This is a genomic window from Bradyrhizobium sp. FW305-F6, assembly GCF_058782905.1.
In genome coordinates, this window is record NZ_JBYSYD010000001.1 from 1 (window position 1) to 13729 (window position 13729).

A 13729-nucleotide genomic window follows, 5' to 3' on the forward strand; every position below is an offset into this window, starting at 1 on the left:
GCGCCACCGCCCGTGGCCGTCGCCCGGCCGGCACCGCCGCCTCAGGTCGCGCGCCCCGCGCCACCTCCGCCTCCAATGGCGCGACCGGCGCCGCCTCCGCCTGCGATGGCGCGTCCCGCGCCGCCGCCACCTCCGGTCGCGCGAGCAGCGCCGCCTCCCATGGCAGCCGCGCCGCCGCGTCCGGCGCCAACAGCACACCCGCCGCCGCGGCCCGCCGGGCCGCCGCCGAAGTCTTGCCCGCCCGGCCAGCCCAGGTGTTAGGCAACCGATGGCGCCGGGAGGCGACGAAAGCCTTACGGGGCCTCGAACGGGGCCCTTATTTCCTTGCTTCTGGCCGAAATGGCGCTATATAGCGCGCCATCTCACACGGAAACATGGCTCGCAAGGCCGTCCGGTGGCAACCGGGGCGAGAACGCTCCGTTTTGCTCACACGTTTCCGGAGGAACCAACCGGAGAATTAGAACGATGGCGCTACCCGATTTCACCATGCGTCAGCTGCTCGAAGCTGGCGTGCACTTTGGTCACCAGTCTCACCGCTGGAATCCGAAAATGGCTCCGTTCATTTTCGGCACACGCAACAACATCCACATCGTCGATCTCGCCCAGACCGTGCCGATGCTGCACCAGGCCCTTCAGGCCGTCAGCGACACGGTCGCCAAGGGCGGCCGCATCCTGTTCGTCGGCACCAAGCGCCAGGCGCAGGACGGCGTTGCGGACGCGGCCAAGCGCTGCGCGCAGTATTTCGTCAATTCGCGCTGGCTCGGCGGCACGCTGACCAACTGGAAGACGATCTCGGCCTCGATCAAGCGCCTGCGTCACCTCGACGACGTGCTCTCGGGCGGCGAAGCCAATTCCTACACGAAGAAGGAGCGCCTGACGCTGCAGCGCGAGCGCGATAAGCTCGACCGTTCGCTCGGCGGCATCAAGGACATGGGCGGTCTGCCCGACCTGATCTTCGTGATCGACACCAACAAGGAAGACATCGCGATCCAGGAGGCCCAGCGGCTCAACATCCCGGTCGCCGCGATCGTCGACACCAATTCGGACCCGAAGGGCATCACCTATGTGGTGCCGGGCAATGACGACGCCGGCCGCGCGATCTCGCTGTATTGCGACCTGATCGCGCGTGCGGCGATCGACGGCATCTCGCGTGCGCAGGGCGATTCGGGCATCGACATCGGTGCCTCCGCCAAGCCGCTCGCCGAGGAACTGCCGGCTGCGTCGTCGAGCGGTTTCCAGGGCCTTGCGGGTCCTCGCGGCGCCGCCGACGACCTCAAGAAGCTCCCGGGCGTGTCGGGTGCGATCGAGAAGAAGTTCAACGACCTCGGCATCTTCCACTATTGGCAGCTCGCCGAGCTCGATCACGACACCGCGCACACGATCGGCGAAGAAGTCGGTCTGCCGAGCCGCGCGGACGCCTGGGTGGCTAAGGCCAAGGCGCTGACCGCGGAAGCGGAATAGTCAAAAAGAGCGATGGGTTGGCCGGATAGGATCCGGCCACCATTTCAGTTGACCAGAATTCCTGAGATGGACCGCGGCGGGGCGCCTCAAGGCCGCGCTGCGGCAAACCGGCAGGCACAAAGGATTTTCAACGATGGCAACGATCACAGCTGCGATGGTCAAGGACCTGCGCGAATCGACCGGCGCGGGCATGATGGACTGCAAGGCCGCGCTGACCGAGAACGACGGCAACATGGAAGCGGCGCAGGACTGGCTGCGCAAGAAGGGGCTGTCCAAGGCGGCCAAAAAGTCGGGCCGCGTCGCGGCCGAGGGCCTGATCGGTGCGCTCACCAAGGGCACCAAGGGCGTCGTTGTCGAGGTCAACTCCGAGACCGACTTCGTCGCGCGTAACGGCCAGTTCCAGGGCCTCGTCAAGATGATCGCCCAGGTTGCGTTCGACGTCGGCGCCGACGTCGAGAAGATCAAGGCCGCCAAGGTCGGCGACGTCACGATCGAGACCGCGATCAATGACGCCATCGCCACCATCGGCGAGAACATGACACTGCGCCGCGCGGCCCAGCTGGAAGTGAGCCAGGGCGTGGTCTCGCACTATGTCCACGGCGCCGTGATCGACGGCGCCGGCAAGATGGGCGTGATCGTGGCGCTGGAATCGCCGGGCAAGGCCGACGAGCTCGCCGCGCTCGGCCGTCAGATCGCGATGCATGTCGCGGCCGCCAACCCGCTGGCGCTCGATCCGTCCGGCCTCGATCCGGCCGTGGTCAAGCGCGAGAAGGACGTGCTCGCGGACAAGTACCGCCAGCAGGGCAAGCCGGAGAACGTGATCGAGAAGATCGTCGAGTCCGGCCTCAAGACCTACTACAAGGAAGTCTGCCTGCTCGAGCAGGCCTTCATCCACGACACCGGCAAGTCGGTGGCTCAGGCAGTGAAGGAAGCTGAAGGCAAGGTCGGCGGTCCCGTCAAGGTCGCGGGCTTCGTCCGTTATGCTCTCGGCGAGGGCATCGAGAAGCAGGAAAGCGACTTCGCGGCCGAGGTCGCGGCGGCCAGCGGCAAGAAATAAGCGCCGGAATCCTTCCGGCGCGCCGCCGGGAGCGGCGCCCGGACAAGGAAAATGCTCATGACTGATCCGGTCTATCGTCGCGTCGTGATCAAGCTGTCCGGCGAATATCTCGCGGGACAGCAGGGCTTTGGCATCGATCAGCCGACCGTCGACCGGGTTGCGGACGATCTGATCGCGGCCCGCCATCTCGGCACCGAGGTCGCGGTCGTGATCGGCGGCGGCAACATGGTCCGCGGCGTCGAGGTTTCCTCCCGTGGGGTGTCGCGCACCACCGGCGACACCATGGGCATGCTCGCCACCATGATGAACTGCCTCGCGCTGGAAGCGGCGATCGAGCGCAAGGGCACGCCGGCACGGACGCTGTCGGCCTTCGTCATGCCGGAGATTTCCGAGCTGTTCACCCGCACTGCGGCACACAAGTACCTGGCCGAGGGCCGGATCGTGCTGCTCGGCGGCGGGACCGGCAATCCGTTCTTCACCACCGACACGACCGCGGTGCTGCGTGCCGCCGAGATCGGCGCGCAGGCGGTCCTGAAGGCCACCAATGTCGACGGGGTCTACTCGGCCGACCCGAAGAAGGACCCAACCGCCACGCGGTTCGACCGCCTGTCCCATTCGCAGGCGATCGAAGGCGGCTACAAGGTGATGGATGCGACCGCCTTCGCGCTTGCCCGCGAGACATCGCTGCCTATCATCGTATTCTCGATCGCGGAGCCGGGGTCGATCGGCGCGATTCTGCGGGGTGTCGGCCACGGAACCATCGTCGCCGGCTGACGACGGTCTGGCGGGCCCGAAAGGGAAGGGCGCCGAGCGGTCGTCGGGATTTTGAAGGAGAAACGTGATGGCCACGGGTAATTTCGACCTCAACGAAGTGAAGCGCCGCATGCAGGGCGCGGTCCAGTCTCTCAAGCACGAGCTCGGTGGCCTGCGCACGGGGCGCGCCTCCGCCTCGATGCTCGATCCGGTCCAGGTCGAGGCCTATGGCAGTCACATGCCGCTGAACCAGCTCGCCACCGTCAGCGTGCCGGAGCCGCGGCTGATCTCGGTGCAGGTCTGGGACAAGTCGATGGTCAAGGCCGTGGAGAAGGCGATCGTCGATTCCAATCTCGGCCTGTCGCCTGCGACCGAAGGCCAGGTGCTGCGCCTGCGCATCCCCGAGCTCAACGAGGAACGCCGCAAGGAGCTGGTGAAGGTCGCGCACAAATATGCCGAAGCGGCCAAGGTCGCCGCGCGCCATGTCCGCCGCGACGGCCTCGACGTGCTCAAGAAGCTCGAGAAGAATCACGAGATGTCGGAGGACGATCAGAAGCGTCACTCCGACGAGGTGCAGAAGGCGACCGACGCGACCATCGCCGAGATCGACCAGCTGCTGGCCGTCAAGGAAAAAGAGATCCTCACCGTCTGAGGCGCGATGAGGACCATCATCGCGCTTTAGAGTATCGTTCGCGCATGATCTTGTCGGAAAACCGCTTCGCACTTTTCCGGATCATGCTTTGAGGCACCGCCTTCATGTCCAACGCCGCCGCGCCAGCAACGGAACGATCCGACCGGTCCGAGGCGCCTGCGCATGTCGCCATCATCATGGACGGCAACGGGCGTTGGGCGGCCGCGCGCGGCTTGCCGCGTGCCGAAGGCCATCGCCGCGGGGTGGACGCGCTGCGCCGCGTCGTACGCGCCTCGCACGAGCTCGGCATCCGCTATCTCACCATCTTCTCGTTCTCTTCGGAGAACTGGTCGCGCCCGGCGAGCGAGATCGGCGACCTGTTCGGCCTGCTGCGGCGCTTCATCCGCAACGATCTGGCGAGCCTGCATCGCGACGGCGTCAAGGTCCGTATCATCGGCGAGCGCGAGGGGCTCGATGGCGACATCTGCGCGCTGCTCAACGAGGCCGAGGAGCTGACGCGCGACAACACGCGCCTGACGCTCGTCGTCGCCTTCAACTACGGCTCGCGGCAGGAGATCGCGAAGGCGGCGCAGAAGCTGGCCCGCGAGGTCGCGGAGGGAAGGCGGGACCCTGCCACGATCGACGCCGAGACGCTCGGCGCGCATCTCGATGCGCCCGACATCCCCGACCCCGATCTCATCATCCGCACCAGCGGCGAGCAGCGCCTCTCCAACTTCCTGATGTGGCAGGCGGCCTATAGCGAGCTCGTCTTCGTGCCGATCCACTGGCCCGATTTCGACAAGGCGGCGCTCGAGGATGCGATCGCCGAATTTGCCAGGCGCGAGCGCCGGTTCGGCGGCCTGGTCGCGAAAACCGCCTCGTGAGCGAACACGACGCCGCACCGGCGCCCACCAAGCCGGCCCAGAGCAACCTGATGCTGCGAATCCTCGCAGCGTTGGTGCTGGCGCCGCTGACCATTGCGATCGCCTATGCCGGCGGCTGGCTGTGGGCGCTTCTCGTCACCCTGGTCTCGATCGGGCTGTTCGCGGAATGGCTGATGGTGGTTGGCGCGGGATCGGCCGCGCTGACCGGGGTAGGGACGATCGTCATCGCCATGATGGGGGCCTCGGTCGCGTTCGGCGCACTCAAGACCTCGATTGTCACCGGTCTGATCGGCGGTGCGATCGTGACGCTGATGGCGCGGGGCAAGTTCCTGTGGGCGGCTACGGGTTTTGCCTATGCCGCGGCGGCGCTGCTGGCCTCGATCCTGGTGCGGAAGGATCTCGTCAACGGCTTCTCCGCGCTGATGTTCGTGCTGCTGGTGGTGTGGGCGACCGATATCGGCGGCTATTTCGCCGGCCGCAGCATCGGAGGACCGAAGCTGTGGCCGCGGGTGAGCCCGAAGAAGACCTGGTCCGGAGCGCTCGGCGGCTTTGCGGCAAGTCTTGCGGTTGCGGCCGGCTTTGCGGCTTTCGGCATCGGAAAGGCGGTTCCACTGCTGCTCGTCGCAGCTGTGCTGTCCGTGGTGTCCGCCTTGGGCGATCTGTTCGAATCCGCCGTGAAGCGGCGCTTCGGAGTCAAGGATTCCAGTCACTTAATTCCCGGGCATGGCGGGCTTATGGACCGCCTGGACGGTTTTGTCGCCGCCATCCTGGCGGCATGGATAATCGGCTTTCTCCGCCATGGTGTGCATAGCGCCGGAAGCGGTCTTATGGTTTGGTGAGGCTATGAGCGCGGTCCCATTGCGTAACAACAGGCTTGCGGCGTCCGACGTCCGCAGCGTCACGGTTCTCGGCGCCACCGGCTCGATCGGCGACAGCACGATGGACCTCTTGCGCGCCTCGCCCGAGCGCTATCGCGTCGAGGCGCTGACGGCGAACGGCAATGTCGCGGCGCTGGCCAAGCTGGCGAGGGAATTCTCGGCGCGTTACGTCGCGATTGCCGATACGTCCAAGCTCGCAGAGCTCAAGGATGCGCTGGCGGGCACCAGCACCGAATGCGGTGCCGGCGAAAGTGCGGTGATCGAGGCCGGAGCGCGCCCGGCCGATTGGGTCATGGCGGCGGTGAGCGGCGCGGCCGGATTGAAGCCGGCGCTGGCGGCCGTCGATCGCGGCGCACATGTCGCGCTCGCCAACAAGGAGTGCCTGGTCTGCGCCGGTGATTTCTTCATGCAGCGCGCGGCAAAGGCGGGCGCCTGCATCCTGCCGGCCGATTCCGAACACAACGCGCTGTTCCAGGCGCTCAGCTCGGGCAATCGCGACGAACTCGTCCGCGTCATCATCACGGCCTCCGGCGGCCCGTTCCGGACCTGGAAGCCCGCCGACATCGAGCAGGCGACGCTCGAGCAGGCCCTGAAACACCCGAACTGGAGCATGGGCCAGAAGATCACGATCGATTCCGCCTCGATGATGAACAAGGGCCTCGAGGTGATCGAGGCGTCCTATCTGTTCGCGCTCGCGCCGGACGAGATCGACGTGCTGGTTCATCCGCAGTCGATCATCCATGGCATGGTCGAGTTCTCGGATTGCTCGGTGGTGGCCCAGCTCGGCGCGCCCGACATGCGTATCCCGATTGCGCATTGCCTCGGCTGGCCCGATCGCATCAAGGGGCCGGCGGCGAAGCTCGACCTCGCCAAGATCGGCCAGCTGACTTTCGAAGCGCCCGACTTCGAGCGCTTCCCCGGACTGCGGCTGGCCTACGATTCGCTCCGGACCGGGAAGGGCGCGACCACCGTTTACAACGCCGCCAACGAGGTCGCGGTCGCCGCCTTCATCGCCGGCAAGATCCGGTTCGGTGCGATTGCCCGCCTGGTCGAGGCCACCCTCGACGATTGGATCAAAGGCGGCAACCAGGCACCGCTGACGTCGGCCGATGATGCAATCTCTGTTGACCATGTTGCGAGAAAAAGGGCCGCCGCCCTATTGCCTCAAATTGCCTTAAAGGCATCCTAGTTGGTTCGGGGCCGGCGCCCTGCGCGCTGGGTTAAGGGACATCGATGATCGACTTTTTCGTCCATAGTTTCAATACGTTGAGCCATGGGCTCCTCGGCTACGCCGTTCCCTTTCTGTTCGTCCTGACGATCGTCGTGTTCTTCCACGAGCTCGGCCATTTCCTGGTCGCGCGCTGGGCAGGGGTGCGCGTCTTAACTTTCTCGCTCGGCTTCGGGCCCGAACTGGTGGGTTTCAACGACCGCCACGGCACCCGCTGGAAGATCTCGGCGATCCCGCTCGGCGGCTACGTCAAGTTCTTTGGCGACGAGAGCGAGGCCTCTACGCCGTCAACCCAGACGCTCGCGGCCATGACGGCCGAGGAGCGTTCCGGCAGCTTCCACCACAAGAAGGTCGGCCCGCGTGCAGCCATCGTCGCGGCCGGACCGATCGCAAATTTCATTCTGGGCGCGCTGATCTTCGCCGGCATGGCCCTCTACTACGGCAAGCCGAGCACGATCGCGCGCGTCGATGGTGTCGTCGCCGATGGCGCGGCGGCTGCGGCCGGCTTCAAGATCGGGGACGTGGTCCTCCAGATCGACGGCAAACCTATCGAGAGCTTCGCCGACATGCAGCGAATCGTTGCGATGAACGCCGGTTCGGCGCTTACCTTCCAGGTGAAGCGGGACGGCGCCGTCGTTTCGCTGACCGCAACTCCGGCCCTGCTCGAGCGCAAGGATCCGTTCGGCAACAGCCACCGTCTCGGCGTGCTCGGGATCGAGCACAAATCCCAGGCCGGGGAGGCCTCGACCGCGCCGGTCGGCGTTGCTGAAGCGCTCAAGATCGGCGTCGAGCAGGTCTGGTTCATCATCACCAGCACCTTCAAGTTCCTGGGTTCCCTGTTCGTCGGACACGGCAATCCGAACGACGTCAGCGGCGTGCTGGGAATCGCGAAGATGTCGGGGCAGGCGGCGAGCGCGGGCTTCCAGTTTGTGATCAATCTCTGCGCGGTGCTGTCGGTCTCGATCGGCCTGCTCAACCTGTTCCCGATCCCGCTGCTCGATGGAGGTCACCTTATGTTCTACGCGGCCGAGGTGTTGCGGGGCCGGCCGCTCTCCGAGCGGACTCAGGAGATGGGGTTCCGAATCGGACTCGGGCTTGTGCTGATGCTGATGGTGTTTGCGACCTACAACGACATCCTCAGAATGGCGGCCTCCTGATAGGGGCTTTTTTGTGGCGTTGCTGTTGGGCAACGTCCTGCAATGAAATTGAAATTACGGCGCTTTCTGCCGTTTGCGGCGTCGGCGAAATTGGCTACAAGCGGCCTGAACTTGGGGAATCTCCGGACCGGCGTTGGGGTTGGGTCTGGCACGGAATGATAAGGGCGCGTTGCGCGATGAAGTTTGGACTGCGACTCCGGGGGGGCTTGCTCGCAACCCTGATCTTGTTCGGCGCGCCGGCGGTTGCCCCGGTTGGGGCTGTTTTGGTGTCTTCGGCTGCGTTCGCCCAGAGCGTCCAGTCGATTGCCGTTGAAGGCAATCGCCGCGTCGAGGTGGAGACGATCCGCTCCTACTTCAAGCCGGGTCCGGGCGGCCGCCTGGATCAGGCTGCCATCGACGACGGCCTCAAGGCCCTGATCGAGACCGGCCTGTTCCAGGACGTCAGGATCAACCGCGGTTCCGGCGGCCAGATCATCGTCTCCGTGGTCGAAAACCCCGTGATCGGGCGCCTTGCCTTCGAGGGCAACAAGAAGATCAAGGACGAACAGCTCTCCGCCGAAGTTCAGTCCAAGGCGCGCGGCACCTTCTCCCGGGCCGTGGTGCAGTCCGACACGCTGCGAATCGCCGAGATCTATCGCCGGTCCGGCCGCTACGACGTGCGCGTCACGCCGGAAGTCATTGAGCAGCCGAACAACCGCGTCGATCTCATCTTCACGATCGAGGAGGGTGCCAAGACCGGCGTCAAGTCGATCGAGTTCGTCGGCAACAATGCGTTCTCGTCCTACCGCCTGCGCGACGTCATCAAGACGCGCGAATCGAACCTGTTGAGCTTCCTCGCCAGCGGCGACATCTACGATCCGGACCGCGTCGAAGCCGACCGCGACCTGATCCGCCGCTTCTATTTGAAGAACGGCTTCGCCGACGTCCAGGTGGTGGCTGCGCTCACCGAATACGATCCCGACAAGAAGGGCTTCAACGTCACCTTCAAGATCGAGGAAGGCTCACAATACCGCGTCGGTGCGGTCAACTTCCGCTCCAGCATTCCGAACTTCGATCCCACGTCGATGCGCGCCTATTCGCGCGTCAATGTCGGCTCGCTCTACAACGTCGAACAGGTCGAGAAATCGGTCGAGGAGATGCAGATCGAGGCCTCGCGCCGCGGCTACGCCTTCGCGGTGGTCCGGCCCGGCGGCGACCGTAACTTCGAAGCGCACACCGTCTCCGTCGTGTTCAACATCGACGAGGGCCCGCGTACCTATATCGAGCGCATCAACCTGCGCGGCAACACCCGCACGCGCGACTACGTGATCCGCCGCGAGTTCGACATCTCGGAAGGCGACGCCTACAACCGTGCGCTGGTCGACCGCGCCGAGCGGCGCCTGAAGAACCTCGACTACTTCAAGAGCGTGAAGATCACGACCGAGCCGGGCTCTTCGAGCGACCGCGTCATCCTGATCGTCGACATGGAAGAGAAATCGACCGGCGACTTCTCGATCTCGGGCGGCTACTCCACCACCGACGGCGCGCTGGCCGAAGTCTCGGTCTCCGAGCGCAACCTGCTCGGCCGCGGCCTGTTCGCCAAGGCGTCTGTGACCTATGGCCAGTACGCCCGCGGCTACTCGCTGTCGTTCGTCGAGCCGTATCTGCTCGACTACCGCGTCGCGCTTGGTCTCGACCTCTATCAGCGCGAGCAGCTGTCCAACAGCTACATCTCCTACGGCACCAAGACGCTCGGCTTCTCGCCGCGCCTCGGTTTCTCCTTGCGCGAAGATCTGGCGCTGCAAGTGCGCTACTCGATCTACCAGCAGGAAATCACGCTGCCGTATTACCTGGCGAACTGTAACAACGTTCCAGGACCAAACTTCAATCCGAGCCCGGCTTTCGCCGCGGCGCAGACGCCGCCGATCGACCTGAGCTCGACCAATGGTCTCGGCTGCTACAGCGACGGCGAAGCCTCGCTGCCGGTGCGCAAGGAGCTTGCCAGCGGCAAGACCCTGACCTCGGCGCTCGGCTATACGCTGACCTACAACACGCTGGACAACAACAAGAACCCCACCGACGGTCTGCTCGTCGACTTCCGGCAGGATTTTGCCGGCGTCGGCGGCGACGTCTCCTACCTGAAGTCGGTCATCGACGCGAAATATTACACGCCGCTGGTGTCCGACATCGTCGGCCTCGTCCGCCTGCAGAGCGGCATGCTGAACAAGATCGGCAGCGATCTGCGCATGCTCGACCACTTCCAGATGGGCCCGAACCTCGTCCGCGGCTTTGCCCCGAACGGCATCGGCCCGCGCGACCTGAATCCCTTTGGCTCGCAGGACGCGCTCGGCGGCACCAAGTACTGGGGCGCTTCGCTCGAACTGCAGATGCCGTTCTGGTTCCTGCCCAAGGAAGTGGGCCTGAAGGGCGCGGTCTATGCCGACGCCGGCGGCCTCTACGATTACAAGGGACCGACGAGCTGGACCACGACCAACGAGGTCAATGCGCCCGGCTGTATCCCGTCGACGGTCAATCCGTCGAGCGCCGGAACCTGTACCGGTCTCGTCTTCGACGACAGCAAGGTCGTTCGCACCTCGGTCGGTGTCGGCTTGATCTGGCAGTCGCCGTTCGGTCCGCTGCGCTTCGACTACGCCGTGCCGCTCACCAAGGGCAGGTACGACCGCACGCAGGAGTTCCGGTTCGGCGGCGGCACCACGTTCTAGTCCGATCAGCACGGCGCGATCCGGATCACAGGAGCCGGTTTCCGAAGGGATCGCGCCTATTCAAGACATGAGGCATGATGCGGCCTGACCGCTTCATGCCGAAGTCGGACCGCGACGAGGTGGAATGGCGCAGCCGATCTTCTTCACAAAGCCGCCTGCCACAGCCTTGGCCGAGATTGCCGCGCTGACCAAGGCGGAGCTGGTCGACCCCGAGAGGGGAGGCCATTTCATCACGGGCCTTGCTTCGCTCGACGAAGCAGGCCCGATGCATCTGGCGTTCTTCGACAACCTCAAATACGCCGATCAGCTCAGGGCGACCCGGGCGGGGGCCTGTCTGGTCAGCCCGCGCTTCGAGGCCGAGGTGCCCGCGCATGTGGCCGTGCTGCGGGTGGCGCAGCCGTTCCGCGCCTTCGTCAGGATCGCGCGGGAATGGCACGGTGACGCGCTGCGGCCGCAATCCTGGGTTGGCAATGACGGCATCGCGCCGTCCGCCGTCATCGATCCCTCGGCCCGGCTCGAGGACGGGGTGATCGTCGATCCCCTGGCCGTGATCGGCCCGGACGTCGAGGTCGGCAGCGGCACCGTCATCGGCGTCGGAGCGGTGATCGGCCCCGGCGTCAAGATCGGCCGGGACTGCAATGTCGGCGCCCGCACGGCGATCCAGTGCGCCCTGATCGGCAACAATGTGCTGATCCATCCCGGCTGCTCGATCGGCCAGGACGGCTACGGCTTCATCTTCTTCGGGCCCGAGGGCCATCTGAAGGTGCCGCAGACCGGACGCGTGCTCATCCAGAACGATGTCGAGGTCGGTGCCAACACCACGATCGACCGCGGGTCTCTGCGGGACACCGTGATCGGCGAGGGGACCAAAATCGACAATCAGGTCCAGATCGGCCACAATGTCACGATCGGCCGGCACTGCCTGCTGGCGGCCCAGATCGGCCTCGCGGGCAGCCTGACCATTGGCGACAACGTGGCGCTTGGAGCGAAGGTTGGCATCAACAATCACCTCAAGATCGGCGACGGGGCCCAGGTGACGGCCATGAGCGCGGTCAAGGACGACATCCCGCCGGGCGGCCGCTGGGGCGGGCATTTCGCCAAGCCGACCAAGCAATGGTTCAAGGAGATCATCGCGGTGGAGCGCCTGGTACGCGACAGCAAGGCCGAGCCGAAGGACGAGGGACGGGAATGACGGCGGAATCACCTGTTAAGTTCGAGCTGGTGGATATCAACGCCATCCTGCAAACGCTGCCGCATCGCTTTCCGATGCTGCTGATCGACCGCGTGATCAACATCCGCGCCGATTACAGCGGCATCGGCATCAAGAACGTCACCTTCAACGAGCCGGCGTTCCAGGGGCATTTCCCGGAGCGCCCGGTCTATCCCGGCGTCATGATGATCGAGGCGATGGCGCAGACCGCGGGGGTCATCGGCATCAAGTCGGTCGAGGGCACCGAGAAGCCGCGGGCGGTCTATTTTCTCACCATCGACAAGTGCAAGTTTCGCAAGCCGGTGCTGCCGGGCGACACGATCGAGTATCACATGCGCTCGCTCGGGCGCCGCAAGGCCATGTGGTGGTTTCACGGCGACGCCAAGGTCAACGGCGTTGTCGTCGCGGAGGCCGATGTCGGGGCCATGCTGACGGACTGAGCGGCCTCATCCGCTCCGGACCGGCTCGCCCGTCCTGCATGCGTAGCGCCCGCTGGTCGCCTCCGGCCTGATGTTCTGGTTGAAGAAACGTCCCATCGAAGGCGCGCCCAGGAGATGCTCGACCGTCTCCGCCGTCACGCCGCAATAGCGGTCGTAGGCGCCGTTGCTCGCGACAATCAGATCCTGCCGCACGTGATCGTAGCAGACCCGCTGCAGCAAAGTGCTGCGGGTGATGTCCCGGCATTCGAACGAGCCGAGGTCGACGATGCCGTGCTCGCCGGTCTCGACCGTCTCGGGGACGATCGGCGTAGCCGTCAGCTGTGCAAGCAGAAGAACCAGGGCCCTGACCACGATCGTTCAAGCTCCACATGAAGATGCGGACGAGCCGGAAGGGCCGCCTCATCCAATCCTTGAAACACGGCGAGATGATACGTCACTGGACAGATCGGGCATAGTCGCGCTAACCAGCCGAAAACCGAGCGACTTCAATACATAACCAGACCTTCTTGACGAGTAAGATTGGCTTGATGAGCAAGATTGATCCCACCGCACGGGTCGCGGACGGCGCCGTGATCGGCGAGGGCACCGAGATCGGACCCTATTGCATCATCGGCCCGAACGTCGTGATCGGCGCGAACTGCAAGCTGATCGGGCATGTGCATGTCACCGCGCAGACCACGATCGGCGACGATTGCACCATCTACCCGTTCGCATCACTCGGCACGCCGCCTCAATCGCTCAGCTATCGTGGCGAGCTAACGCAGCTCAAGATCGGCTCGGGCTGCACCATTCGCGAATCCGTAACCATGAATGCCGGTACGGTCGGAGGCGGCGGGATTACCTCCGTTGGCGACCGCGGCTATTTCATGAACTGCAGCCATGTCGGCCATGACTGCCATGTCGGCAATGACGTGATCTTCGCGACCTCGGCAACGCTTGGCGGCCACTGCGAGATCGGCGATTTCGTTTTCATCGGCGGCCTGTCCGCGGTGCACCAGTTCACCCGCATCGGACCGCAGGTCATGGTCGGCGGCGTATGTGGCGTTCGCGACGACATCATTCCGTACGGTTTGGTCAACGGCCAGTATGCCGTCCTCGAAGGCCTCAACCTGATCGGCATGAAGCGTCGCAAGTTCACCAAGGAGCGGCTCGCGGCCGTGCGGGGGTTCTACCAAAAGCTCTTCCAGGCTCCTGGCACCTTCGCCGAGCGGCTGGAGGCGGTGCGGCCGCTCGCGGGGGAAGATCCGGCGATCGCCGAAATTCTCGGCTTCATCGGCAAGGGCAAGCGCCCGCTCTGTCTTCCCGCCATCGCGAAGTGAACCTGTGAT

The 13729-nt window shown here is 65.0% G+C and carries 13 protein-coding genes and 1 pseudogene; 12 read left to right on the forward strand and 2 right to left on the reverse strand.

All coding sequences use genetic code 11. The features are described 5' to 3' along the window. A pseudogene (locus AC3WLX_RS00005) lies at positions 1 to 190 on the reverse strand (hypothetical protein); the annotation flags it as partial. 275 nt (positions 191 to 465) lie between these two features. On the opposite strand from AC3WLX_RS00005, the gene AC3WLX_RS00010 reads away from it, so the two are divergent. The 11 genes from AC3WLX_RS00010 (at position 466) to fabZ (ending at position 12401) form a co-directional block, all read left to right on the forward strand. Beyond that, entirely contained in the window at positions 466 to 1461 is a 996-nt protein-coding gene (locus AC3WLX_RS00010; protein WP_291630529.1) for a 30S ribosomal protein S2, read from the forward strand. Between the two features lie 133 nt (positions 1462 to 1594). Beyond that, on the forward strand, positions 1595 to 2518 hold the full coding sequence (tsf, locus tag AC3WLX_RS00015) for a translation elongation factor Ts (protein WP_492334237.1): 924 nt from the start codon (positions 1595 to 1597) through the stop codon (positions 2516 to 2518). Between the two features lie 57 nt (positions 2519 to 2575). Beyond that, positions 2576 to 3292, forward strand: coding sequence for a UMP kinase (gene pyrH / locus AC3WLX_RS00020; protein WP_492334238.1), 717 nt, complete (start codon positions 2576 to 2578; stop codon positions 3290 to 3292). 67 nt (positions 3293 to 3359) lie between these two features. Continuing rightward, positions 3360 to 3923, forward strand: coding sequence for a ribosome recycling factor (gene frr, locus AC3WLX_RS00025; protein ID WP_492334239.1), 564 nt, complete (start codon positions 3360 to 3362; stop codon positions 3921 to 3923). Between the two features lie 104 nt (positions 3924 to 4027). Further along, positions 4028 to 4786 (forward strand): isoprenyl transferase, encoded by a 759-nt coding sequence (locus AC3WLX_RS00030; RefSeq protein WP_492334240.1) that lies wholly within the window; start codon positions 4028 to 4030, stop codon positions 4784 to 4786. After that, on the forward strand, positions 4783 to 5625 hold the full coding sequence (locus tag AC3WLX_RS00035) for a phosphatidate cytidylyltransferase (RefSeq protein ID WP_492334241.1): 843 nt from the start codon (positions 4783 to 4785) through the stop codon (positions 5623 to 5625). Before AC3WLX_RS00030 ends, AC3WLX_RS00035 begins: the two co-directional genes overlap by 4 nt. A gap of 4 nt (positions 5626 to 5629) precedes the next feature. Further along, positions 5630 to 6853: a 1-deoxy-D-xylulose-5-phosphate reductoisomerase gene (dxr, locus tag AC3WLX_RS00040; protein ID WP_492334242.1), complete on the forward strand. Its 1224-nt coding sequence runs from the start codon at positions 5630 to 5632 to the stop codon at positions 6851 to 6853. A gap of 44 nt (positions 6854 to 6897) precedes the next feature. Further along, positions 6898 to 8049: an RIP metalloprotease RseP gene (rseP, locus tag AC3WLX_RS00045; protein WP_492334243.1), complete on the forward strand. Its 1152-nt coding sequence runs from the start codon at positions 6898 to 6900 to the stop codon at positions 8047 to 8049. A gap of 176 nt (positions 8050 to 8225) precedes the next feature. Then, positions 8226 to 10751: an outer membrane protein assembly factor BamA gene (bamA, locus tag AC3WLX_RS00050; RefSeq protein ID WP_291620334.1), complete on the forward strand. Its 2526-nt coding sequence runs from the start codon at positions 8226 to 8228 to the stop codon at positions 10749 to 10751. Between the two features lie 124 nt (positions 10752 to 10875). Further along, entirely contained in the window at positions 10876 to 11943 is a 1068-nt protein-coding gene (gene lpxD / locus AC3WLX_RS00055; RefSeq protein ID WP_492334244.1) for a UDP-3-O-(3-hydroxymyristoyl)glucosamine N-acyltransferase, read from the forward strand. After that, a complete protein-coding gene (gene fabZ / locus AC3WLX_RS00060; RefSeq protein WP_028136118.1) occupies positions 11940 to 12401 on the forward strand; it encodes a 3-hydroxyacyl-ACP dehydratase FabZ in 462 nt (153 codons plus the stop codon). Before lpxD ends, fabZ begins: the two co-directional genes overlap by 4 nt. A 6-nt stretch (positions 12402 to 12407) precedes the next feature. Here fabZ and AC3WLX_RS00065 read toward each other — a convergent pair whose 3' ends face one another. Then, positions 12408 to 12752: a KTSC domain-containing protein gene (locus AC3WLX_RS00065; protein WP_291620328.1), complete on the reverse strand. Its 345-nt coding sequence runs from the start codon at positions 12750 to 12752 to the stop codon at positions 12408 to 12410. Positions 12753 to 12928: 176 nt separating this feature from the next. On the opposite strand from AC3WLX_RS00065, the gene lpxA reads away from it, so the two are divergent. Further along, positions 12929 to 13720, forward strand: a complete 792-nt coding sequence (gene lpxA / locus AC3WLX_RS00070) for an acyl-ACP--UDP-N-acetylglucosamine O-acyltransferase (protein WP_492334245.1) — start codon at positions 12929 to 12931, stop codon at positions 13718 to 13720. The last annotated feature ends 9 nt before the right edge of the window (positions 13721 to 13729 follow it).

Coding starts and splice junctions, on each gene's coding strand:
- AC3WLX_RS00010 (WP_291630529.1), top strand. CDS start 466: ATGGCGCTACCCGATTTCACCATGCGTCAGCTGCTCGAAGCTGGCGTG.
- tsf (WP_492334237.1), top strand. CDS start 1,595: ATGGCAACGATCACAGCTGCGATGGTCAAGGACCTGCGCGAATCGACC.
- pyrH (WP_492334238.1), top strand. CDS start 2,576: ATGACTGATCCGGTCTATCGTCGCGTCGTGATCAAGCTGTCCGGCGAA.
- frr (WP_492334239.1), top strand. CDS start 3,360: ATGGCCACGGGTAATTTCGACCTCAACGAAGTGAAGCGCCGCATGCAG.
- AC3WLX_RS00030 (WP_492334240.1), top strand. CDS start 4,028: ATGTCCAACGCCGCCGCGCCAGCAACGGAACGATCCGACCGGTCCGAG.
- dxr (WP_492334242.1), top strand. CDS start 5,630: ATGAGCGCGGTCCCATTGCGTAACAACAGGCTTGCGGCGTCCGACGTC.
- rseP (WP_492334243.1), top strand. CDS start 6,898: ATGATCGACTTTTTCGTCCATAGTTTCAATACGTTGAGCCATGGGCTC.
- bamA (WP_291620334.1), top strand. CDS start 8,226: ATGAAGTTTGGACTGCGACTCCGGGGGGGCTTGCTCGCAACCCTGATC.
- lpxD (WP_492334244.1), top strand. CDS start 10,876: ATGGCGCAGCCGATCTTCTTCACAAAGCCGCCTGCCACAGCCTTGGCC.
- fabZ (WP_028136118.1), top strand. CDS start 11,940: ATGACGGCGGAATCACCTGTTAAGTTCGAGCTGGTGGATATCAACGCC.
- lpxA (WP_492334245.1), top strand. CDS start 12,929: ATGAGCAAGATTGATCCCACCGCACGGGTCGCGGACGGCGCCGTGATC.